Genomic DNA, 24,291 nt, shown 5'->3' on the forward strand with positions numbered 1-24,291 from the left:
TTATCTAATTATTTTATTTGTACCTCATAAATTTTTGACCAGTATTTTCCGGTAACCAACATATTATCTCCCTTGAAAGCAATACCATTCAAAACATCATCATCTCCTTTTGTATTTTCTTTTGCCAAAGCAGAAAAATCAAATTTACCTACTACTTCCCCATTTTTAGGATTAATTTTTAAAATATAAGGTTTTTGCCAAACATTTGCATAAAGGTAGTTTTTGTGGTATTCAAGTTCATTTATGCTATCATAAACCTCTTTATTACTTGCTATAGAAATAAATTTTACCACTTCAGAAGGTTTTGCAGGATCAAGAAAATAAACATTTTTGGTTCCATCAGAAACCAAAAGATATTTTCCATCATAAGTCAAACCCCAACCTTCACCAATAAGATTTGGATAATCAAATTCCTTTAAAAGTTTCAAAGAACTTTTATCATATACAAATCCTTTTTTATTTTGCCACGTCAATTGAAAAACTTGGTTTCCTACAATTGCAGAACCTTCAGAAAAAACATCATCTGGTTGTGCTACAGAAACTATCGGATTGGTATCTCCCAAGTTATATTTCAAAATTCTGGAACTTCCTCTCTGTCCATCACTTTCATAAATTGTATTGCCCTCCAACTGAAACCCCTGAACAAAATTTTTAGGATCATGAGGATATTCCTTTACTAACTGATAAGACAATTTGGCTTCGGGATTTTTTGCAAAAATATTGATCGTTGCATCCTGATTTAGGACTTCCCCATTTTTCTTTTTGATATTGAATGTTACTGCATTATCTCCTAAAGTAAAAAATTTAGGGTCAATAGTAAGATCGCTTGTTTCCTTATCTCCAAAACTTATGGAAATACTTTCCGCATTTTCTGTTACTTCTTTCGGAAGCTGAAGTTTGTCTCCAAAATGATAACCTGTGGATTCCATTGATGTATTATAGTCATTCAAGGAATTAAGAATTTTTTCATCCTTATTACAGGAACTCAAAAGCAATAGCGCAACAGAAAAGATCAGAAGTTTGTTTTTCATCTGGATTAAAAATTTTTCAAAAATACGTTTTTTTAGCATTCTGCTGAAAACAAAATCATTACAAATTTTTAATTTGGCATTGATAATTCCACTTTTCTGAAAAATAATCCAACTTCCCGACTACATTAAAAAGAGCGGGATTGAATGCAAAAGGCAACTTCTCTGTATAGAAATGCTTCCTATGTTTATTGATTACTATTTTTCAATATAGTCTTTTAAAGATTGTTTGACAATTTCGTTCCAACCTTCTTCAAAATTCTGCTTCGAAAAGTCATTTCCGAGATGTTCAAAATTTTCGATTCCTTTATGGGTAAGCGTTACCTCTGTTTCATTTCCATAAGGTTCTAGCTCCCATTTTACAATGGTTTTTTCTTTGGAAAATTCAGGATAGCTCCAAGTGTGTTTCAGTTTCTGCTCCGGAATAATTTCTAAAATCTCACCATGATGATGATATTTTTGCTGATCACCGGGTTCATAAAAATTAAATTCGTTGTGTTGTTTTAGCTCAAAATCAGGTATATCGAAATACCATTCTTTCATTTTGCTTTTATCAGTAATTGCACTCCATACTTTGTCTACAGATGCACTTACTCTCTGCTTAACTATTATGTTATCATGCATAATTGAAGGTTTTTTGTTTTACTTAAAGGTATAAATTTTTTCATTTATGAGAAATTATTTTGAATAGATAATTATCATATTTTTTCATTTTTTTTAAAGTAAAATCATAATATTTCCGTCTCAACAAAATAAAGGAGAAAAAGAAGTCTATTTTTACATATTGAAATACCGTTTACTGAAGGAATGATCTATTTTATTTTAATCTTAATTTTCATAATAACTGCCACTTATCTTTTCATGCAACAGCCACAATTTGGAAAAGCGCCCTCCGGAAAACGTCTGGAACGAATACTGAAATCTCCAAATTATAGAAATGGAAAATTCCAGAATCTCCATCATACACCTGAAATAAATGAAAATTCTACTTTTTTGGGAACGACGTACCGATTTCTTTTCAAACAAATGGAAAGGACAAAACCTTTAGAAAGTTTTAATTTCAAAAAAACAGACTTAAAAAATCTAAATCCTTCGGAAAATGTGTACGTTTGGATGGGACATTCTTCTTATTTTATTCAGATTGACGGAAAAAAAATTCTGGTAGATCCAGTTTTAAGCGGTGCAGCTTCACCTGTACGTTTTACTACGAAATCTTTTGCTGGAAGTGATATTTATACTACAGATGATATTCCGGAATTGGATTATCTTATCATCACTCACGATCATTGGGATCATTTGGATCATCAAACCGTAACTAAAATTCTACCAAAAGTAAAACAAGTAATTACCGGACTCGGAACCGGAGAACATCTTGAACATTGGAAATATGATCCGAAAATTATCACCGAGCTTGATTGGCATGAAAGTACAGATTTAGAAAACGGATTCGGAATTACAGCTAAACCTTCTCGCCATTTTTCCGGAAGAGGATTTAAGCGTGGACAGGCAATTTGGGCAAGTTTCATTTTGGAAACACCATCCAAAACCCTTTACATTGGTGGAGATTCCGGATATGACGATCATTTCAAAAAAATAGGGGAACAGTTTGAAGTCGATTTCGCCTTTCTTGAAAACGGACAGTACAACAAAGACTGGTGTTATATCCACATGCTTCCGGAAGAACATGATAAAGCAATGACCGACTTGAAAGCAAAAACTTTAGTTCCGGTTCACAATTCCAAATTCAAACTGGCTTCTCATTCTTGGGATGAACCTTTGAAAAGCATTTTCAAACATCAAAAAGGAAATTACAAAATTCTAACTCCTGCTATTGGAGAAAAGCTCCCTTTAGACAAAGAAAACCACGTCACAAAAAAATGGTGGGAAGAGTATCCATAATTAAAGAATTTAAATTTGTATTTTTGGGAAGTCTGTAAAATTCAGAATTTATCCGAAAGTACTATGAAAGACGCATTTATTATAAGTGGAACTCGTTCCGCAATAGGAAATTTCAACGGAAGTTTGGCATCGTTAAGAACTGATGATTTAATGGCTTCCATTATCAAAAATCTTATCGAAAAAAATCCTGAAATTCCTTTAGATAAAATAGATGATGTTATTATCGGATGTGCAAACCAAGCCGGTGAAGATAACCGAAATATTGCAAGAATGGCACTTCTTTTAGCCGGACTTCCGGTTTCTGTTCCGGGTGAAACGGTAAATCGTCTTTGCGCTTCCGGAATGAGTGCTATTGTTCAGGCATATCGTGCTATAAAATCCGGAGAAGGTGATTTGTTTATTTCCGGCGGTGTGGAAGGAATGTCAAGAGGTCCTTACGTTCTTTCAAAAGCGGAAAAATCTTTTGATACGGGACAAAAAATGTATGACAGTAGCTTTGGATGGAGATTTATCAACCCGAAAATGGAAAAAATGTACGGAACTGAAGCTATGGGCAAAACCGCCGAAAATCTTGCAGAAATGTATAAAATTTCAAGAGAAGAACAGGACGAGTTCGCTTATCATTCTCAAATGAAAGCTAAAAAAGCTCAGGAAAGAGGAAGACTTGCCGAAGAAATTTCCAACATTGAAATCCCGCAAAAAAAAGGAGAATCAATTATCGTCAATAAAGACGAATTCATAAAACCCAACACTACATTAGAAATTTTATCCGCATTAAAGCCTGCCTTTTTAAAAGAAAACGGAAGTGTAACTGCCGGAAATTCTTCAGGATTGAATGACGGAGCTGCTGCTGTTCTTATCGCTTCCGAAAACGCAGTGAATGATTACAATTTAAAGCCTCTTGCCAAAATCGTGAGTTCCGCAGTTGTAGGTGTAGAACCCAGAATTATGGGAATCGGACCTGTGGAAGCATCAAGATTAGCCTTAAAAAGAGCCGGAATTTCATTGAATGATATTGATATTATAGAACTAAATGAGGCTTTTGCTGCACAAAGTATAGCCTGCCTGAAAGAACTCGGAATTTCCAATAATGATGAACGTGTAAATCCAAATGGCGGTGCAATTGCTCTTGGGCATCCTCTCGGAATGAGCGGAACAAGAATTACATATTCTGCTGCTTTGGAACTTCAGAAAACCGGAAAAAAATATGCTTTGGCAAACATGTGTATTGGTGTCGGACAAGGATATGCGGTGGTTTTGGAGAATGTAAATTTTTAAAAATTGTAGGAATGTGCCAAGAGGCACATTCAGATTTTAAATGCATACGGTTTTTACATTTTGAACACGCCTCTTGGCGTGTTCCTACATTTACATCGTTTATTTTAGATTTTCCTTATCGTTGTCCCAATTCTCAACATTATTTTTAATATAGAAACGTATTGCATGATATTCTTCTTTATCTCTGATAATTCTGTCATGGAATCTGCTTTGCCATTCAAAATTTTCAAAACCGTTTTCATTGCACCAACGTTTGATTTTCCCTTTAAAATGATTCGTAAAAGAAGAAATAGATTTTGGAACTAATGGATGGATACTATTCGGAACTTCCTTTTCTACATGATCTGGGTTATTGATTACAGCTATAAAATGCAAATGATTTGGCATCACTACATAATGATAAACTTTAATATGGTTTAATTTTTCATTAGGTGTTATAAAAAGTCTTTCAACTTCTAATCCAATTTCCGTAAAATACATTTCATTGTGGATAATTTCTCCAAAATAATGCTCCCTATTTTTTGTACATACCGTTATAAAATAACCTCCATTAGAAGAATAGTCAAATTCTGGAAGACGATATTGTTTGTGATATTTAAATTTCATATTTGTGTAAATGTAGGAACACGCCAAGAGGCGTGTTCAACAAATATAATTAAAATTCCAAAAAAAGATCGCGCCTCTTGGCGCGTTCCTACATTAAAGAATATCAAAAATTATTTCACAATCTTCATCTCATCAATCAGCCATTTAGAATCGGCATATTTATCAATGACAAAAAGAATATATTTTGTATCAACCATAATATTTCTACAAAGTTTAGGATCATAATTGATATCACTCATTGTTCCTTCCCATTGCCTATCAAAATTTAACCCAACCAAATTCCCATAAGCATCCAAAGCCGGGCTTCCGGAATTTCCTCCGGTTGTATGATTAGTTGCCGTAAAAGCTACCGGAACTTCCCCGCTTTTATCCTTATAAATTCCATAATCTTTAGAATTATAAAGCTGAATTAGTTTTTTCGGAACATCAAATTCATAATCTCCGGGAACGTATTTTTCCATAATTCCTGAAATATGAGTTTGATAATTATAGGAAACCGCATCTCTCGGATTAGAGCCTTTTATTTTTCCATAAGTTACACGCAATGTAGAATTGGCATCAGGAAAAAATTTACGTTCTTTGTCTGTTTCCATCAGTTGCTTCATATATTGTTTCTGATTTGCATCAATTTGTTGTTGCAAGCTGATATATTTGGAATCAGTCGTGGATGTATAAGCCTGTTTCAACTGAGAAGCCAGCTGTACAATGGGATCTGCTTTCAAATTTTTAATCAGTTCCTGTTGATTTTCAAAAACCTTATTGATATCAGAATATACGGTAGCTCCGTTCAGTGAAGCTCTCCCTGTAATTATTGAATTTTTAGACCAGTCTTCAATAACTTGAAGATTTTTGGCTTCATTTGCAAAATTTTGTTTGAAATTTTCAGGAAGAAATTGTTGTGGAGTTTTGTTTGCATAAAGTGTCAAAAGTTTTGCAGTTACTTTCGCATCCAACTCGCCACTGTAATCTTTATAAAATCCAGAAAGCCTATTTCGAAAATTCTCTATCATCTTAGCATCAGCTTTCCCTGATTCTAAGGCATTCAAAAAATTCAGATAAAGATTGGCCAGAGTCAGAGTTTCCGCATTTCTAAAAACTTCTCCATAATATGCATTATTTAAAGCATAAGGCGCTTGTTCATTGTAAAGTTTTGTCAATTCGTCCAATGTCGTTTTGATCGCCGGATTTTTGGAAGCCAAACTCTGTTCGTACTGTTTCTTTTTTGCAATTGCATTGGATTTTTTTAAACCTTCCACTTCACCGATCCATTTTTTCCAATAATTGGCAACGGTAGCATATTTAGAAGCATATTTGATTCTGGTTTCATTATCAACACGCATTTTTTCATCCAGAGTTTTCAAAGCCATATCACGAACTGCAATCTTTGCGGGATCTGTTTCGTTCATAACTTTTTCGATAGCAACGGAAGGAAGGTATTCTGTAGTTCTTCCCGGAAATCCAAATACAAAAGTAAAATCATTTTCCTGCTTATCTTTAATAGAAACCGGAAGAAAATATTTTGGAGTGTACGGAATGTTTTCTTTAGAATATTCTGCAGGCTTGTTGTTTTTATCTGCATAAATCCTGAACATCGAAAAATCTCCGGTATGTCTTGGCCAAACCCAATTATCTGTATCAGAACCGAATTTTCCTATACTTTGTGGAGGAGCTCCAACCAAACGGATATCTTTGTAAGTCTCGATCACATAAGCATAATACTTATTGCCATAATACATAGGTTTTACTATGATCTTTTGATAATCTTCAATTTTTTGAGATTTTTTATAATTTTCAATATTTGCATTTACTTTATCGGTTAGCTCTTTTCCTGCAAGATTTTCGGTTCCGGGTACAATCTGATTCGTAATATCTTTAATATCAGCAATAAAATCTACGGTCACTCCCGGATTTGGAAGTTCTTCTCCCATATTTTTTGCCCAGAAACCATTGGTCAGTAAATCATTTTCCACCGTAGAATGTGCCTGAATATTATCATAACCACAATGATGATTGGTAAGCAATAAACCTTTTGGCGAAATAATTTCGGCTGTACAACCGCCATCAAACTGTACCACAGCATCTTTAATGGAAGGTTTTTCTGTATTGAAAATATCTTTTGCGGAAATTTTCATTCCGAGGTCTTTCATTTCTTTCTCATTGAGTTCTGTAGGAATCCACATTCCTCCATATTGCTGTGCAATTGCCCATGAAAAAGACAAAAATGCCGAAGCAATCAAAACAGTATGTTTTACCATTGTATAAATTTTCTCTAAAAATACATATTTTAAATTTTTTGAAAAAGAAAAACTCTTCCGCAAAAAAACGAAAGAGCTTAGTATAATAGATTTTGAAATCTTATTCCGGAATTTGTTCCGTCAAAATTTCATTTCCGTCACTATCGCGATATGTACATGTCATTTTTTCCATATCAACTACCCATTTTTCAATTCCGGATTTTGCACAATCTGAACAGAAAGTAGGATAATCGGTTTCGCCTTGCTGGTGAGCTTTCAGATCTGATTTAAATTGTTCAGAAACTGAGCTATCTGCAATTTTCAATGCTTCATATTTTGCAGAAGTGGAAATTTTATAATCATTATTTCCAAAATAATCGGTATGTCCATCCGAGACAAAAGTTTCATAACCCGTAACTCCCAATTTTTTGATATCCTGAATATACGCCGGAAAATCTGCACCAGATTTCACTTTACTATGAGCTTCTTTAATTTGTTCTATTGTAAACATTTTTTATTAATTAAAAATAATTAAAAATTGATTGTTTTAAGATTAAATTTCATGGTAAGTTCATCTTTTGCTGCGATCAATCCGCCCAACTTTCGAGGAGGAGTAATCCCAAAATCACTGAACTTCACAATCTTATTTCCAATAAGCGCCTGATCTTCCATATTAAAATCTACAAAATAGTTTTTTGTATTCTTCATTAATTTTACCTCTATATAAGCTCTGTAATTTTTAGCATCACGCTTGTTGACTGATAAAAATTTTAGAATAAGATCCGGAAATTCATCAGCATGTAAAATATTTTGAAAAGCCTTCGTCATCAAACGATCATTACATCTAAAATCTTTCACTTCCACTTCCAAAGGAAGAACTTCTTTTGCTCCTTTTTGGGGGATATACATTTGCAGATTGCTTATATTTTCATTGGTACATTTAAACGAACTGATATTCGTTTTCCCAAAAATCTCAATTTTGCTTTGCGCTTTTACAGGAAAGAGAGATAAAAAAATCATAAAAAATGCTATCTTATTCATTATAAAACGATATAAAAACTGAATCTAATTTATCACTTTAATATGAAAAAAAACTAATTTTTAAAATTCATATTCTGAATTCTCACTGCATTCAGAATGGCAAGCAAAGCAACACCAACATCCGCAAAAACAGCCTCCCACATTGTTGCTAAACCGCCGGCTCCAAGAATAAGAACTATAGCTTTCACACTAAAAGCAAGAGCAATATTTTGCCAGACAATTCTTTTAGTTTCCTTCCCTATTTTTATGGCCATCGAAATTTTTGAAGGTTTATCATCCTGAATAACCACATCCGCAGTTTCTATCGTTGCATCACTTCCTAATCCACCCATCGCAATTCCGACATCGCTTAAAGCTACAACCGGAGCATCATTCACTCCATCACCTACAAAAGCAACGGATTCATTTTTAGATTTAATCTCATTTATTTTGTTCACTTTTTCTTCAGGAAGTAAATCTCCAAAAGCGTTTGTAATTCCAATTTTTCTTGCCACTTCTTGTACCAATGCAGATTTATCTCCGCTTAACATGGTAATTTTTACCCCTATTTTTTTTAATTCGGAAATTGTTTTTGCAGCATCTTCTTTTATTCGATCCGAAATGGTAACATATCCCGCAAATTTTCCATCATAAGCAATGGCGACCAAAGTATCGATAATATCTGCATGATTGATAATACTTTTGATTCCAAATTTATCCATCAATTTAAAATTTCCGGCTAAAAATTCTTTTCCGTTGATGGTAGCTTTTAAACCATGTCCTGCAATTTCCTGAACATTTTCTAATTTAACAGAATGGTCAATCTCTCCGCCATATTCGTGAATGGCTGTTGCAATAGGATGTGTAGATTTGCTTTCAACAAGATTTAAAAATTTTAAAATTTCTTCTTTATTAAATTCTGGTTCTATGAAAATATCTTTCACTTTGAAAACCCCTTCTGTCATAGTTCCGGTTTTATCCAAAACTACATTCTGAACAGAAGCCAAAACATCCAGAAAATTACTTCCTTTAAATAAAATTCCGTTTCTGCTTCCGGCTCCGATTCCTCCAAAATATCCAAGCGGAATACTGATCACCAAAGCACATGGACAAGAAATCACCAAAAATACCAATGCCCGATACAACCAAATTTTAAATTCATAATTTTCCACAAAAAAATAAGGCAACAAGCAAATTCCTATTGCTAAAAATGTAACAATCGGCGTGTAAACTTTTGCAAATTTTCGGATAAACAATTCAGTTTTAGCTTTCTGTGAAGTTGCATTCTGCACCAGTTCCAGAATTTTGGAAAGTTTGGAATCTCTAAATTCTTTCTTTATCCTGACTTCCGAAACGGAATTCAGATTGATCATTCCGGCAAGAACTTCATCGCCTTTATTTTTAGTGTCGGGTTTGCTTTCTCCTGTTAAAGCTGAAGTATTGAAAGATGCATTTTCAGATACTAATTCGCCATCCAAAGCCAATTTTTCTCCCGGTTTCAATTGAATGATCTGTCCGATTTGCGCTGTTTCAGCTTTAATGGTTTTGGGTTTATCATTTTCTAAAATGGTAATTTCATCCGGACGCTGATCCAACAAAGATTTAATATTCTTTTTTGCTTTTTGTACAGCCAATGTTTGGAAAATTTCTCCAATGGAGTAAAAAAGCATTACAGCTACACCTTCCGGATATTTCCCTATTGCAAAAGCACCAATAGTAGCAATACTCATCAAAAAAAATTCTGAAAAAAAATCTCCAAAACGTATACTTTCCACAGCCTCTTTCATTACAGGAATGCCAACAGGAATATACGCTGAAATATAAAAAAACAGTTGCATCCAACCGGAAAACCAATTCGTTTTTATGAAATGGTCTAATACAATCCCAATTATCAGTAATACAAATGAAACTATTGACGGAAGAAACAGCCGAAATGTAGCACCTTTCGAAGATTCGTGAGAATGATTATGCTGTGTTTGTTTTTCAATAATACATTCTTCATTGCAAGAGCATCTTTTTTCTAAATTTTCATCCTGATGAATCATAATAACCTCCTTGTTTTGAGCTTATATTCCAGATAATCATCACCATGCTGCTTTTCCAGAAACTCTTCTTCCATACGAATCTGGATTTGAATAACGATATATGTAGCAATAGTGATGAAAAAAGTAATCATATTTGGAATAATCAGGAAAAGTCCAAAAACACTCATAATCATTCCTAAAAATACAGGATTCCTGCTGATCGAAAATAAACCTTTGGTTACCAGTGCTGTTTTATTTTTTTTATCAATTCCTATTCTCCAGCTGTTGCTCATTTGTCTTTGAGAGATCATGATCCATAACAATGACAAGTGCATGATGAACAGTCCCACTATTTTAAAAATATCTTTTTCCAAATAGAAAACGGGAATCAGTAATTCATATCCTTTTTCTGAGACGGAATAGATCAAAACAGTAATACACAGCAGCCCAATCAGAATTTTCATCAGAAATCCTACATAATCATGCAAATTATCTGTGTTTTTAAAAGTTACGGGATTTATTTTGGTCTGTTTATAGGTTTTATAGCTTGGCCAAAAAAATGCAATCAAAAGATAAACAATTAAATATACAGGAAGATAAATTCTCAACCAGTCCATAGCAAAAATATTTCTAAAATTCCATACAAAAGTATTGCAAAATACGATGCAACACTATTGCAAACTTTTCATGCAATTTTTGCAAATACCATTGGCCAAAAATTTCAATTCCTTAATGAGATAATCTTTGGGAATCCGGATATTTTCAAAATTCACATCTTCTACACAAACTGTTTTTTTACATTCTGTGCAATAAAAATGAAGATGATAATCGTGGTGATGTCCTTCATCACATCCGTCACTACAAAGAAGATATTGAGTTGTATTATTTTCCTGAATACTATGGAGCAATCCTTTTTTTTCAAAAGTTTTGAGTGTTCGGTATAGTGTACTGCGGTCAGAATGATTGAGAATTTCTTCCAAATCAGAAAGGGAAACTGCTTTTGAAGAATTAAGAAAAACATCCAAAACCAGCATCCTCATTGAGGTTGCAGGAATTTTTTTTCGCATTAATATATTTTCGATCCTTTTAGTTTCCATCACAAAAAATTCTCCATTATGTATACAAAAATACACTATATCAGCATTATTAAAATTATATATTTTTCTAAAAAAATAGTGTAACTCTGCTGATATGGAAAGAAAGTAAATTTAACTATAGTAAAATGTAGAACGATGAAAAATACGGCAAGACTACACAAGTATAAATATAAAGATTATATCGTGGTCTCAAATTTTGAATCTTTTGAAGATGCAGAAAACTACGCTCAAGAACATAATGGTGAATTAATCGAAATTGGATTTACTGACGGCACTGATAATCCGATGCCTGATTCCTCAGGAAATTTAATTGCTCACAAAAAAACGTTTGCAATAGGGCTACCTCCAGAATACACGGTGGTCTATTCTAATGACAAGCGTTTTCAGGAAATGGCAGAAGAAATTCTGGAAGATATCAAAGAGAAAGAAAATGATGTGGCTCCCGAAGATTGGCTATCCGACCAGAATATTGCACCCGGAGACAGAATTATTGTCATGAGAAATGGAGAGATCAATACCGTAACTACCCGTGAAAGAATAAAATTTCTGATGCGTGGAAATCTTTATGAAATTGCTGTAATAGTACCTAATCAATAAAATAATACATTTCTTTCTCCTAAAAAATGCCTGCTTGATTTTTTCAGCAGGCATTTATTTAATGTATCATTTAAGCATATCCAAAAATTGCTGTTCATCCAAAATTTCAATAGTTCCGATTTCCTGAGCTTTTTTCATTTTACTACCGGCTTTTTCGCCGACAATCAGGTAATTCAAATTTTTGGAAACCGCGGAAATGTTTTTGCCACCATGTTTTTCTACCGTTTCTTCTGCTTGTTCACGGGTGAAAAGCGATAATTTTCCTGTAAACAAAAAAGTCTTCCCTTCTAAAACATTACTGAGAATTTCATTAGTACTTTCCCCTTTTTCCAATTGTACTCCGAAAGATTTTAATCTTTCAATCATCAGAATATTTTCAGGATTTTTGAAAAATTCCACGATACTTTCTGCTATTTTAGTTCCGATATCTTCCACCTGACAAAGCTCTTCCAAAGTTGCATTTCTCAAGTCCTCAATCGTTGGAAAATTTTTCACTAATTTTTTAGCTACGGTTTCGCCAACGTGTTTGATGCCGATTCCGTACAAAACTTTTTCAAAAGGAATTTCTTTGGATTTTTCGATTCCGTCCAGAATATTCTGCGCCGATTTTTCCGCCATTCTTTCAAGTGGAAGCAGTTGTTCTTTGGTGAGTGTGTAGAAATCTGCCGGATTCTCGATAAGTTTTTCTCGGTAGAGTTGCTCGATGGTTTCACTTCCAAGATTTTCGATATTCAGAGCCTTTCGGGAAACGTAGTGAATCATTCTTCCTACCACTTGTGGCGGACAATGCGTTTCATTGGGACAAAAATGTATCGCCTGATCTTCAATCTTTACTAAAGGAGTTCCGCATTCCGGACAGTTTTTGATATATTGAATTTCAGAACTTTCAGAATTTCGTTTTTCCAAATTTACTCCCACAATTTTTGGAATAATTTCTCCTCCTTTTTCTACGTACACAAAATCATGTTCATGCAAATCCAATTTTTTAATAATATCTTCATTATGAAGTGAAGCTCGTTTTACAATAGTTCCCGCCAAAAGAACCGGCTTCAAATTGGCAACCGGTGTAATTGCTCCCGTTCTTCCAACCTGATAGGTTACGCTTTGCAATTCGGTTTCCACTTTTTCTGCTTTGAATTTGTAAGCCATTGCCCAACGTGGAGATTTTGCAGTGTAACCCAATTGTCTTTGTTGGTTTAACGAATTAACTTTCAAAACAATACCATCAATTTCAAAAGGTAATTTGTGGCGTTCATTATCCCAAAAATTGATAAATTCTTTCACTTCATCCAAAGTGGTACATAATTTTGCCTGTTCAGAAATTTTAAAACCCCACTCTTTTGCTTTATGGATCAGTTCCCAATGCGTTTCCACAGGAAATTCTTCAGAAATATACTGGTACAAAACCGAAGAAAGCCCACGTTTTCTCACCTCCGCAGAATCCTGAATTTTTAAACTTCCACTTGCTGTATTTCGTGGATTCATAAAAAGATCCAGACCTTCTTCTTCACGGGATTTATTGATTTTGTCGAAATTTTTGCGAGTCAGATAAATTTCGCCACGCATATAGAATTTTTCAGGAAAATCGCCTTTCAATGTTAAAGGGACATCCGAAATGGTACGAACATTTGCTGTAATTTCATCCCCCTGAAATCCGTCTCCACGAGTTACAGCCTGTGAAAGTTTCCCATTTTCATATAAAATAGAAATGGAAGCGCCGTCATATTTCAGTTCGGCTACAAATTCCACCGGTTCGTCAATGGAACGGAAAATTCTTTTTTCCCAATCTTCCAGATCATTAAAATCATACGAATTATCCAAAGAATACATTCTGAACTGATGCTGGATAGTCGGAAAATGTTTTGTAATACCACCACCAACGCGAAGTGTAGGAGAATTAGGATCATGAAATTCAGGATATTGCGCTTCCAAATCCTGTAATTCTTTTAGCAAAGCATCAAATTCAAAATCGGAAATGCTGGGCTCATCCAAAATATAGTAATTGTAATTATGCTGATGAAGCTCTTCTCTTAATTCTTCTATTTTCTGTTGAATATTCTCGGACATCTGGAAAATTTATTTTAACAAAAATAATTAAAAAGATTTCATAAAATAATTTTGATGGAGAAAGATTTTTCCCCATTGATTGCGCTAATTTTCTATGGTTAATTTTTAAAAAAGAATTCACATCATTAAATTAAACGAATAAGAAAATCTTTTAAGATTCAAATAAATTTGAATGAAGCAGAATACTTAATTTAGCATTGATAAAAAATGCACTTTAATGAAGATTGTAGTTTCAATTTTTTTATTTTTTTCACTATCATTTATGAATGCACAAACCAAAATTATTGCACATCGTGGCTTTTGGAAAACCAATCCCGAAACGTCTGAAAATTCAATTCAGGCTTTGAAAAATGCCCAAAATCTAAAAGTGTATGGATCAGAATTCGATGTTCATATGTCAAAAGATGGAAAACTCGTAGTAAATCATGATGAACATCACGGAAAGATGGAAATTTCCGAAACTGATTATCATGATTTGAAGAAACTGAAACTTTCAAATGGAGAAAAAATTCCGACCTTGAAAAAATATTTGAAACAAGGAAAAAAAGATACTTCGGTAAAACTAATTGTAGAAATAAAACCCACAAAATCCCAAGAACGGGAAAACGAAATGGTAGCCAAAGTCCTTAAAGCAGTGAAAAAACTGGATCTGGAAAATCAATGCGATTATATTTCTTTTAGCTTAAATATTTGCAAAGAAATCAAAAAGCAAAATCCCAAAGCAAAAGTGCAATATCTGGAAGGAAACCTCTCTCCGGAACAGATAAAAGCAGAAGGAATCGATGGAATAGATTATCATTACAGCGTTTTTGAAAAACATCCGGAATGGATTTCAGAATCAAAAAAATTAGAATTGACCACCAATGCATGGACAGTGAATGATTTAGAAATTTTCAAAAAACTTTCCGATATGGGAATTGATTTTGTCACTACAAACACCCCCGATATTTTCATTGAAAATCAATAAGAATACTGTTTACCAACAAAATAAATATAAAAAATACAGGGGTGAAAATTTAAAAATATATTTTTATCCAATTTTTCTTGTAATTTTGCAGGGTAAAATTGAAAAAATATGAAAATCGAGAAACGCTGGGTTATTTCATTTGTTATTATTGCTATAGTTTCCGTTGCAGGATTATTTTGGCCCAATTATACTGACAATCCCAATTCCGGAGAATTTTTGAGCGAGGAAAATATTGTAGGTGCAGATGTAGCTTGGATTCTTGCAGCAGCCGGACTTGTACTGCTCATGACACCCGGACTTTCCTTTTTTTACGGAGGAATGGTGGGAAAAAAGAACATCATCTCCACCATGTTGCAGAGTTTTATTGCTTTGGGTGTAATTTCTATTTTATGGTTGGTGGTTGGTTTTTCGCTTTCTTTCGGAGATTCTGTAGGATTTACAATAGATGGTGAACATTACGGAATTATTGGAAACCCAATGAGCTATCCTTTCTTTAATCATGTTGGTGTTTTGCCCCATAAAATAATGGCTCCAACTATTCCTTTTATTTTATTTGCACTTTTCCAAATGAAATTTGCCGTGATTACTCCGGCTTTGATTACCGGATCTTTTGCCGAAAGAGTTCGTTTTATTTCGTACTTACTTTTCATGGTTTTGTTCAGCCTAATTATCTATACCCCACTTTGCCACATGGTTTGGCATCCGGACGGACTTTTGAATAAATTTTTTAAAGTAAAAGATTTTGCGGGCGGAACGGTGGTTCACATGAGTGCCGGTTTTGCTGCATTGGCAGGAGCTTTGGTGATCGGAAAAAGAAAAAATCCGCACCACGAACCTTCCAATATTCCGTATGTATTATTAGGAACGGGAATGCTTTGGTTTGGATGGTTCGGATTCAATGCAGGTTCTGCACTTTCTGCAAACGCAACTGCGGCAATGGCTTTCGGAACTACAACGATTGCTTCCGGTTCTGCTATGCTGACATGGATATTTTTTGACCGAATCAACGGAAGAAAAGTTTCTGCATTGGGAGCTTGTATCGGAGCTGTAGTTGGTTTGGTTGCCATTACTCCGGCTTGTGGTTTTGTTTCTATTCCGGAAAGTATCTTTATAGGATTTATTTCTGCCGTAGTTTCAAATTCTATGGTGAACTGGAAAAAATTACAAAAAATAGATGACACGCTTGATGTATTTGCCTGTCACGGTGTTGGTGGAATCATGGGAATGATCCTCACCGCCATTCTTGCCCATGGTGAAAATGCGAGCCTTCTTCATGGTGGTTTCGAGGTTTTCCTTCATCACATGATCGCATTGGTTTTGGTTTCGGCATTTACATTTTTTGGTTCTATTATATTGTACAAAATTACGAACGCCATTATCCCATTAAGAGTTACGGAAGAATCCGAAAATCTTGGACTGGATATCTCCCAGCATGATGAATGTATTACTATTTAAAGAATCAATTCTATAGATTAGTATCATCCTTTGCATACAGTAAATTTATGAGGCTGTCTCAAAAAGACAGTCTTTTTTTGTTGATTTAATTCTTTTATAATTAATATAAATAAATATTTGATTATCAATTTATTTGTTATTAAATTTTGTTTGAAGAAAGTGGTTTGGTTTTCAAACCTCTACAATAAACTTGTTTTTAGAAAATCCATCTCAGAGTTTTTTGAGATGGATTTTTTTGTGACACAAAAGGGTGCAAATTGAATATTTCTTGCAAAATTTTTATTATTTTGAAAATAAAATACTGAAAATCAACCAATTAACAGTTTTGTATGTTTAATTGTGTTACGTACATTTGTATTATCTATAATCTTATCAAACAAAACTGTGAAAGACAAAGATTTTCTCAATATTGAAATAATAGATTCTATTCTTGAATATATTACAAATGATATCAGAAAACAATTAAAAAAACACCTAATCTATGATTCAAGAACAGAATATTTGCTTGAAATAAACAAATTCGAAAGAAGTAGTGTACTTTTAGCCAATTATTATGATATTGATTTTAAAGGCAAAAATTTATCTGAAACACTTTTAAAATTAGTATATGATACATTAAACAATCCCTATTTCATTTTTGATTTTAATGATAATTTTTATGTCGAAAATATACTCCCTGAATTAGAATCTGAAGAAAATTTTTTGTTTAATAATCCAATATATTCTTGGTTTGACTATTCTGATTGGGAAAGCAATCATACACAAATTATAAAAAGTTTAATCCAAGATATTTTGTTAGCAAATGAAAGGGAAAGAAAATATAATTTACAAGAAATAGATTTACAAGTTTATAAAGAATTATTAAGTAACGAACAATTAGCAAAATCAATTAATTGGAGAAACTTTGAATTATTACTCGCTAAAATATTAGAAAAATTTGAATTTGATATTGAAGTTCTACAAGGTTCAAAAGATGGTGGGATTGATGTAATTGCATTAAAGAAAAGTTCCTCATTTGGAACAGAAAGATACCTAATTCAAGCAAAGAAATGGACAAATAAAGTAGGTGTAGAGCCTGTCAGGCAATTATTGTGGGCTCACAATGAATATAAGGTTACAAAATCGTGTTTAATCACAACTTCAAAATTTACAAAAGGAGCTTGGGAATTAGCTGATAAATATAAATGGCAAATTGAACTAAAAGATTATGAAAAACTAAATGAATGGATAAAAGAAGCAACAACAAAGCTTTAGCTAATATAGGTAACCGTTACACAAAAAAGCAAGCTCTTTTAAAGCGATTTAATGGAGGTTTGTTTTTTAGACAATTAAAAAGTTTGGTGGAAAGCCAGAACTTTTCCTTTTGGTAGCTTTAAGCAAGTTACAAATTTTTAACTATTTTTGAGTTGTGCAACAAGCACATCAATTTGGCTCAATGGCGGGTTCAGTGCTAAATTGAACATTTGGTTTTCAAATGAACTTTTGTGCTAAAATCCGCCACTTCAACAAGCGACAAACCGTTAGCAAATGATTATAAAACAACATTATTGACAGAAAATAAATGTAAATTTGGAAGTCAAATAATACCAATAAAATGAAAAAACTACAATTCAAAAAAGAGATAAATGCAACATCTCAAAAAGTATACGAAACAATGCTGGGTTTGAAAGACAAAAGCACCTATGAACAATGGACATCGGTATTTAATCCTACTTCCACCTACGAAGGAAGTTGGGAAAAAGGAAGTAAAATTCATTTTGTAGGCGTGGACGAAAATGGAAAAAAGGGCGGAATGGTTTCTGAAATCGAAGAACATCTCCCTGCCGAATTTGTATCCATAAGACATTACGGTTTTTTGGATGGCGACACTGAAATAACAAATGGTGAACAAGTTGAAAAATGGGCAGGCGGACACGAAAATTATTCATATCAGGAAAACAATGGAATAACAACATTGACGGTAGATATGGACACAATAGACGAATATTTGGATTATTTTAAAAGCGTTTATCCGGCTGCATTGGATAAATTGAAAGAGATTTCTGAGCAATAGTTACACATAAATGACACGGTCAATTTTTCAGTTGAACTTTACTTAATTTAAAAATTAATATTGTTTATGAAAAAATCAACAACTTTTAAATCAAATCGTGACGCTACTCTAAAATACTACTTTATTGCAATAGTATTCGCTTGTCAGTCAATACAATTAAATGCACAGTATTTGAAGCCAAGTAAAAATAGTAAAGATGCAAGCTCCAAAAATATAGCAAATGTTTCTAAAACATACTCTACAGAATGTTCAGGACTTGCAGTTCCAAATTTTAACAACGCACCTTTCCTCACGAATATTAAGAATTTGGAGAAAAAGCATAAATATGCTGATGAAGTTGAAATTTTGAAAGCTAAAAAAACAAAAAACAAAGTAGCGAATGCCCAAATTCAGAATTTGGAGAAAAGAACCGAATCTACTTCTGCCTTGAACCCTTCGGTTGCAACCAATTTTAAAGCTAATATTTTCAATGGAGGTGCACCACCAGATAATACAATAGCTATTGCCAATAATGGAAATATTGTTTCTGTAATCAATTGCAATGTGGCTTACTTCAACAGTAGCGGAACCCAACTTTGGACGGGCTCTTTTTGGGAATTATTTAATGATCCCGCATTAACGGAGTTGATCTATGATCCTATCGTATTCTACGATTCACAAGCCGATAGATTTGTAATGATTGCTTTACACGGTTTTACATCTGCAACTTCTAAACTCATCATCAGTTTTTCCAAAACAAACAACCCTCTGAATGGTTGGTGGGTTTACAAACTTTCCGGTAATCCGCTTAATAATTCTTGCTGGTTAGATTATCCTAAATTAGGAATTTCCAATAACGAAGTATTTGTAACAGGAAATCTATATAATGACAATACAGGTTTTACAGAATCCGTCATTTATCAGATTGGCAAAAACAACGGATATTCTGGCACAAATCTTAATTGGCAACTTTGGTCCAACATAGTAGGTTCTCCCAAAACAATAATTCCTGCTTCTTATGGGCAACAAGGAAATTATGGACCAGGATTATATTTTGTAAATCAAAGTCCTGCAAGTGGCAATTCGGTAGATTTATACGAAATAACGAATGATTTAGGAGCCAATCCACAATTAACCCGAAATCAAATATTCAAAAATGATTATGAAACTTCGGGTTATGCATTACAATTAGGAAGTCCGGTTGAGTTAATTACAGGAGATTGTAGAATTTTAAATGCATTTTATTTGGATGGCGTAATCCATTACGTATTTCAGTCCGATTATCAGAACTCCAATTTTACAGGAATAAATTACAACAGACTGAATGTATCCACACTAACTAATTTATCTTATTCATATGGAGAAATTGGTTTTGATTGTGCGTATCCAGCCGTTGCTTCCTTTGCAACTTCCCAAACAGACAAATCCGTAATTTTTGCCTATGTGAGGAGTGGAGCTAGTATATATCCAGAAATACGATCAATAGTATTTGATAATAACCAGACTTGGTCGAATTCTATTTTAGTAAAAAACGGTGTAAATTATGTAGATGCTTTTCAATACGAAAATACTGTACGTTGGGGCGATTATACCGGTATAGCTTTCAAATACAATCCGTCAAATCCAGAAGTTTGGGTAAGTGGAGGTTATGGTTCAAATCAAACTTTATTTAATACCAATTATAATTGCTTCAACAATTGGATTGCACAAATTAAAGGCAACAATCTTAGTACAAATGAAAATGACAAGGTAAGCAAAAACGATGTGAATGTTTTTCCCAATCCAATTATTGATTTGTTTAGTCTAGAATTTGAAATTCCAAAGACCAATTCTGTAAAAATAGAAATTATAGATATGACGGGTAAAATAGTGACTACCCTATTTAATGGAAATTTAAAAGCGGGTAAAAATCTGCTGACATTTAATAAAAAGGCTATTTCTAGTGGTGTCTATTTTTTAAGCATCAAATCAGACGACAAAATTTCTGTCACAAAAAAGATTATTATCGAATAAAAAAACAACTCATTAATTTGTATAAAAACAGCCTTTTTTAAAGCAATTTAAGAGAGGCTTATTTTTATAAGTAACATAAAATTTATGATAACACACTGAAATTCTTTTGAAATCTACTATATCGAAAATCTGTTTTTCCCTATATCTATGCAACTAAACTCACTTTGATAAGCCTTGATAACGCAACAATAATTATCAAAAAATATGAACTCAAAAATTAAAATATCACCTTTTAAAAAGAAACATCAAAATGATATAGATGCAATGATGAAAAATATTGCATCAGAGTTTGAAAAACCAATATTCACTGAAAAATCAAAAAAGATAATTGATGTTTTTTTGCTCCCCAACTACAAGTTTTGGGTTGCAATAGATAATGATAAGGTAGTAGGAACAATTGGAGCAGTGAAATTAACAAATGAAAATATTGTTCTAAAATCTATGTTTGTGGAAAAAGCATATCGTGGAAAAGACATAAGTAACTTACTTTTAGACACTTTAACACATTGGGCGATACAAAACAAGCACAAACGAATTTATCTAGGAACAATGGCACAATTTTCAGCAGCACAACGATTCTATGAAAAGCACGGATTTGCTAAATGCAATATAACTGAATTGCCATCTGACTTTACAATAAACACATTAGATACTATTTTTTACACTAAGTATTTGGTTTAAAAATAAATTACAAAAATCTGCAACAATATAGGTTTGGTAATACATCGGTTGAAGTGCTTTTATGAAAATCATTGATTGAGCGAATAAAAACATTTGCAAAGGTTCAATATTAGAATTTTTATCGAACTTATACTAAAATCTGCTACAAAAGCTAAAACATTCAGGACTATAAACCCAACAAAATGACTAATTTTACAAAAACTGAATAATTAAAAATGATAACCAACGAAGTAAGAAAATATATTGAAAAAAGCGTTTTATGTTGGTTAGCCACTGTAAATCAGCAAAACGAGCCCAATGTTTCGCCAAAAGAAATGTTTGCTTTATACGACGACTCCGTATTATTGGTTGCAAATATCGCTTCACCAAACACCATTCAAAACATCCATGCAAATTCCAATGTATGCATAAGTTTTTTGGATATCTTCGTTCAAAAAGGATTTAAATTAAGAGGAACAGCAAAAATTATTGATACTACAGACACTGAATACGATGCAAAACTAAAAATCATTACAAATTTATTTACAGATAAATTCCCAATTAAATCAATAATTGAAATTGAAATAAAAGAAGTGGAAAAAATTGTTGCACCAAGTTATTATTTGTATCCTGAAATGACAGAAGAAAGCCAAATTGAAAGTGCAATGATGACATACAAAGTAAAACCTATTTGATAAAGTTAGCCACGCAATATTAGTAGCAGCTTTAACGAAACATTACAAAAATTGATAAAATTGAAATGACAGACAAAACAATTTACAAAGATGCACCACAATATTGCCATTACTTTTTTGACTTGGTTGAAACGGATGATTTGCTAACTGAACTTGAAAAAAGCTATCAGGTAACACAAGAATTATTTAGACTGATTACACCCGAAAAAGAAAATTATTCCTATCAACCAAATAAATGGACAACAAAAGAAGTGATAAGACATATTATTGACTGCGAAAGAGTATACATATATAGAGCATTACGTTTTTCACGATTTGATACTACTGAATTATCAGGTTTTGATGAAAACCAATATATTGACAGTATTAAAAGAGTTGAACAAAACCTGACTGATTTAAAAGAAGAGTATGAGAATGTAAGAAAATCAACTATTGCTCTTTTTAAAACTATGACGAAAGAAATGTTGGACTATAAAGGAACAGCAAATAAAGCCGTTTTTACTGCAAGGACACTTGGTTTTATGACTATTGGACATAATTTGCATCATTGTAATTTTATAAAAACAAAATATTTGAATGAAAAATACTGATGCTAACATTCAGAAAAGGAAATATTAGGTTTTAAAACTACAATGACAGATAAAAATTTACAAATACTTTCTGACCAAATTTCACTTATAAATGAAACATATTCAACTCATAGAAACCATACTTTATGTACAAGACCAACAAGCAAGTACCGACTTTTACACAAAACTATTCCGGAATGATCCGGATTTGAATGTTTCTGGTATGACAGAATTTATACTTGCAGAAAACTGCAAATTGGGACTAATGCCGAATAAAGGAATTGCAAAAATACTTTTGGACAAAACACCTCATCCAGACCAAGGAAACGGAATACCAAGATGTGAACTATATTTTTACGTTGATAATATTGAACTCGAATTTGAAAACGCAACAAAAATTGGAGCAAAAATCATAAGTCCGATTCAAGAAAGAAATTGGGGTGATAAAGTTTGCTATTTTGCTGATATTGACGGACACATTATTGCATTTGCAGAAAAATTGTAGGGCAAAATAAGATGAAGCACAGCTTATTATTTTCAAAAGAAATGACCATTTTTAAAAACGATTTAAGATGGCTTACTTTTGAACGCAATAATAAAGACCATTTAAGCAGACAAAAAAGTATGATAAAAAGTTAAATGTATGAACAGAGAATTAAAATCGTTTTGGAGCAAGTTTTTTGAATTTAATTGGAAATTTGGACTTTTCCTAATTCTCATTGTGTGTATTCCCCGATTTATTTTGGTGCTAAATGCAAACTCTTCCGGAAGTTATGGTTCTATTGGTCTAATAATGACAATCTCTGCTATTGCACCATTTCTATTTCTGACCAAATATGGACGTAAAGAGATAGGTATTACAAAACCAAAAAATTATAAATGGCTGTTAATTGCTTTTGTATGTGGACTAATTGCAAGCATATTACTTCATTTTTTAGGACAATTCTTGTATGGCAATTCGTACCAAAATTGGTATCAATATATTGGAAAATCATATAAAATTCCAACGAACATAACTCAAACTGACAAAAATATAATGTTTGCTATTATGGCAATAACAGGGATGACTTTTAGCCCAATTGGAGAAGAGCTGTTTTTCAGAGGTATTGTACATTCAGGTTTTGCGAAATCAATTGGAGAAAAAAAAGCATCAATAGTTGACGGTTCAGCATTTGCATTAACTCACATTTCACATTTCGGCTTGGTTTTCATTAATAATAAATGGGATTTTTTTACTATTCCAACTATAATTTGGGTAATAAGTATGTTTTTAGTGAGTGTATTATTTTTTGCTTTCCGAAAGAAGACAGACTCTATCTTAGGTGCGATACTTTGTCATTCTGCATTTAATTTAGGTATGATTTATTGTATATTTTATCTGCTATAATGGACAAGAAATATAGTAAAACAAAAGTTTTGCTTCCGGCGGCTGGAAAACAACAAAATGGCAAAAATACACTTTACCTCATTTCGGAAATTTATCAACAAAAAAATTGAAAAAAAATATGATGTGGGTATTGAATTCAATGAAAATGAAATTCAAATAGATTTCAATTTTGAAAACAGAAAACAGACACATTAATGATGAAAAAATTATATGTAAAAACATCTTAAAAAAAGAATACAAATGAAAGAATACAATTTAGATATTTTTGCTGATTATTTTCAATTCTATATTCAAGATGAAAAATCTGAAATTAATTTAGCAGAACATTGGACTGATTTTGCCGTTGAAAATATGATTGCAATATCTGATGGAATAATTGGTGTAGGAACAGCAAGAAATATGAATGTTCCTGTTAAATTACAAATTTTAGATACAGAACCTTCAGATATGCATTTTGAGAATTATAATTTAATTAATGAATGTGATTTGGAGATTAAATCAGGAAAAATTGTTGTTGTAGGCTGTACAGAATATTTTCCGGATGCATTCCGAGTACCTGTGGATAATGGAATATACAGAACAAGAATTTGTTATGGTAATTTAGATACTTTAGATGAAACAGGCTTAGAAGGAGAAGATTTTTATGAAGTATATTTATGGAAA

Annotated in this window: 25 protein-coding genes; 15 read left to right on the forward strand and 10 right to left on the reverse strand. The window is 32.7% G+C overall.

The window, feature by feature from the left end; all coding sequences use genetic code 11:
• Positions 1-8: 8 nt before the first annotated feature.
• Both AC2A1C_RS08550 and AC2A1C_RS08555 read right to left on the reverse strand, forming a co-directional pair.
• The gene (locus tag AC2A1C_RS08550; protein ID WP_484025273.1) at positions 9-1,031 is read right to left on the reverse strand and encodes a glutaminyl-peptide cyclotransferase; all 1,023 of its coding nucleotides are present in this window, start codon (positions 1,029-1,031) and stop codon (positions 9-11) included.
• A gap of 195 nt (positions 1,032-1,226) precedes the next feature.
• Complete coding sequence (locus AC2A1C_RS08555; RefSeq protein WP_484025275.1) at positions 1,227-1,652, reverse strand: SRPBCC family protein; 426 nt, start codon at positions 1,650-1,652, stop codon at positions 1,227-1,229.
• A 237-nt stretch (positions 1,653-1,889) separates the two neighbouring features.
• Here AC2A1C_RS08555 and AC2A1C_RS08560 point away from each other — a divergent pair, with 237 nt between their 5' ends.
• Positions 1,890-2,927: an MBL fold metallo-hydrolase gene (locus AC2A1C_RS08560; RefSeq protein ID WP_484025277.1), complete on the forward strand. Its 1,038-nt coding sequence runs from the start codon at positions 1,890-1,892 to the stop codon at positions 2,925-2,927.
• A gap of 63 nt (positions 2,928-2,990) precedes the next feature.
• Positions 2,991-4,205, forward strand: coding sequence for an acetyl-CoA C-acyltransferase (locus AC2A1C_RS08565; RefSeq protein WP_484025279.1), 1,215 nt, complete (start codon positions 2,991-2,993; stop codon positions 4,203-4,205).
• A gap of 99 nt (positions 4,206-4,304) precedes the next feature.
• Here the strand turns inward: AC2A1C_RS08565 and AC2A1C_RS08570 are convergent, their stop codons facing one another.
• The 7 genes from AC2A1C_RS08570 to AC2A1C_RS08600 all read right to left on the reverse strand — a co-directional run bounded on the left by AC2A1C_RS08570 (position 4,305) and on the right by AC2A1C_RS08600 (position 11,186).
• Positions 4,305-4,811: a transposase gene (locus AC2A1C_RS08570; RefSeq protein WP_484025281.1), complete on the reverse strand. Its 507-nt coding sequence runs from the start codon at positions 4,809-4,811 to the stop codon at positions 4,305-4,307.
• A gap of 110 nt (positions 4,812-4,921) precedes the next feature.
• Positions 4,922-7,066, reverse strand: a complete 2,145-nt coding sequence (locus AC2A1C_RS08575; protein WP_484025283.1) for a S46 family peptidase — start codon at positions 7,064-7,066, stop codon at positions 4,922-4,924.
• Between the two features lie 100 nt (positions 7,067-7,166).
• Positions 7,167-7,556 (reverse strand): DUF1398 domain-containing protein, encoded by a 390-nt coding sequence (locus AC2A1C_RS08580; protein WP_484025285.1) that lies wholly within the window; start codon positions 7,554-7,556, stop codon positions 7,167-7,169.
• Between the two features lie 20 nt (positions 7,557-7,576).
• Complete coding sequence (locus AC2A1C_RS08585; RefSeq protein WP_484025287.1) at positions 7,577-8,065, reverse strand: hypothetical protein; 489 nt, start codon at positions 8,063-8,065, stop codon at positions 7,577-7,579.
• A gap of 74 nt (positions 8,066-8,139) precedes the next feature.
• The gene (locus AC2A1C_RS08590; RefSeq protein WP_484025289.1) at positions 8,140-10,110 is read right to left on the reverse strand and encodes a heavy metal translocating P-type ATPase; all 1,971 of its coding nucleotides are present in this window, start codon (positions 10,108-10,110) and stop codon (positions 8,140-8,142) included.
• The gene (locus tag AC2A1C_RS08595; protein WP_484025290.1) at positions 10,107-10,706 is read right to left on the reverse strand and encodes a methyltransferase family protein; all 600 of its coding nucleotides are present in this window, start codon (positions 10,704-10,706) and stop codon (positions 10,107-10,109) included. The genes AC2A1C_RS08590 and AC2A1C_RS08595 overlap by 4 nt, the downstream gene beginning before the upstream one ends.
• A 54-nt stretch (positions 10,707-10,760) precedes the next feature.
• Positions 10,761-11,186 carry a Fur family transcriptional regulator gene (locus AC2A1C_RS08600; RefSeq protein ID WP_484025292.1) on the reverse strand — a complete coding sequence of 142 codons (426 nt, stop codon included), beginning with the start codon at positions 11,184-11,186 and terminating at the stop codon, positions 10,761-10,763.
• Positions 11,187-11,321: 135 nt separating this feature from the next.
• On the opposite strand from AC2A1C_RS08600, the gene AC2A1C_RS08605 reads away from it, so the two are divergent.
• A complete protein-coding gene (locus AC2A1C_RS08605; RefSeq protein WP_484025294.1) occupies positions 11,322-11,783 on the forward strand; it encodes a hypothetical protein in 462 nt (153 codons plus the stop codon).
• Positions 11,784-11,849: 66 nt separating this feature from the next.
• Here the strand turns inward: AC2A1C_RS08605 and ligA are convergent, their stop codons facing one another.
• Positions 11,850-13,850 (reverse strand): NAD-dependent DNA ligase LigA, encoded by a 2,001-nt coding sequence (gene ligA, locus AC2A1C_RS08610; protein WP_484025296.1) that lies wholly within the window; start codon positions 13,848-13,850, stop codon positions 11,850-11,852.
• 217 nt (positions 13,851-14,067) lie between these two features.
• Here ligA and AC2A1C_RS08615 point away from each other — a divergent pair, with 217 nt between their 5' ends.
• The 12 genes from AC2A1C_RS08615 to AC2A1C_RS08670 all read left to right on the forward strand — a co-directional run.
• Positions 14,068-14,817: a glycerophosphodiester phosphodiesterase gene (locus AC2A1C_RS08615; protein ID WP_484025298.1), complete on the forward strand. Its 750-nt coding sequence runs from the start codon at positions 14,068-14,070 to the stop codon at positions 14,815-14,817.
• A 108-nt stretch (positions 14,818-14,925) separates the two neighbouring features.
• Positions 14,926-16,272, forward strand: a complete 1,347-nt coding sequence (locus AC2A1C_RS08620) for an ammonium transporter (RefSeq protein WP_484025300.1) — start codon at positions 14,926-14,928, stop codon at positions 16,270-16,272.
• Positions 16,273-16,656: 384 nt separating this feature from the next.
• Positions 16,657-17,526: a restriction endonuclease gene (locus AC2A1C_RS08625; protein ID WP_484025301.1), complete on the forward strand. Its 870-nt coding sequence runs from the start codon at positions 16,657-16,659 to the stop codon at positions 17,524-17,526.
• A 340-nt stretch (positions 17,527-17,866) separates the two neighbouring features.
• Positions 17,867-18,325 (forward strand): SRPBCC domain-containing protein, encoded by a 459-nt coding sequence (locus tag AC2A1C_RS08630; RefSeq protein ID WP_484025303.1) that lies wholly within the window; start codon positions 17,867-17,869, stop codon positions 18,323-18,325.
• A 66-nt stretch (positions 18,326-18,391) separates the two neighbouring features.
• Positions 18,392-20,317 (forward strand): T9SS type A sorting domain-containing protein, encoded by a 1,926-nt coding sequence (locus AC2A1C_RS08635; RefSeq protein WP_484025305.1) that lies wholly within the window; start codon positions 18,392-18,394, stop codon positions 20,315-20,317.
• Between the two features lie 204 nt (positions 20,318-20,521).
• Positions 20,522-20,998: a GNAT family N-acetyltransferase gene (locus tag AC2A1C_RS08640; RefSeq protein WP_484025306.1), complete on the forward strand. Its 477-nt coding sequence runs from the start codon at positions 20,522-20,524 to the stop codon at positions 20,996-20,998.
• A 215-nt stretch (positions 20,999-21,213) separates the two neighbouring features.
• Entirely contained in the window at positions 21,214-21,672 is a 459-nt protein-coding gene (locus tag AC2A1C_RS08645; RefSeq protein WP_484025307.1) for a pyridoxamine 5'-phosphate oxidase family protein, read from the forward strand.
• A gap of 65 nt (positions 21,673-21,737) precedes the next feature.
• Complete coding sequence (locus AC2A1C_RS08650) at positions 21,738-22,262, forward strand: DinB family protein (RefSeq protein WP_484025308.1); 525 nt, start codon at positions 21,738-21,740, stop codon at positions 22,260-22,262.
• Between the two features lie 91 nt (positions 22,263-22,353).
• Positions 22,354-22,746, forward strand: coding sequence for a VOC family protein (locus AC2A1C_RS08655; protein WP_484025309.1), 393 nt, complete (start codon positions 22,354-22,356; stop codon positions 22,744-22,746).
• Positions 22,747-22,884: 138 nt separating this feature from the next.
• Positions 22,885-23,628, forward strand: a complete 744-nt coding sequence (locus AC2A1C_RS08660; protein ID WP_484025310.1) for a lysostaphin resistance A-like protein — start codon at positions 22,885-22,887, stop codon at positions 23,626-23,628.
• 57 nt (positions 23,629-23,685) lie between these two features.
• On the forward strand, positions 23,686-23,823 hold the full coding sequence (locus tag AC2A1C_RS08665; protein WP_484025311.1) for a hypothetical protein: 138 nt from the start codon (positions 23,686-23,688) through the stop codon (positions 23,821-23,823).
• A gap of 45 nt (positions 23,824-23,868) precedes the next feature.
• On the forward strand, positions 23,869-24,291 hold a 423-nt coding region (locus tag AC2A1C_RS08670), incomplete at its 3' end, for a hypothetical protein (RefSeq protein ID WP_484025312.1).

It is taken from the genome of Chryseobacterium sp. HNCC26DJ241 (assembly GCF_057180505.1).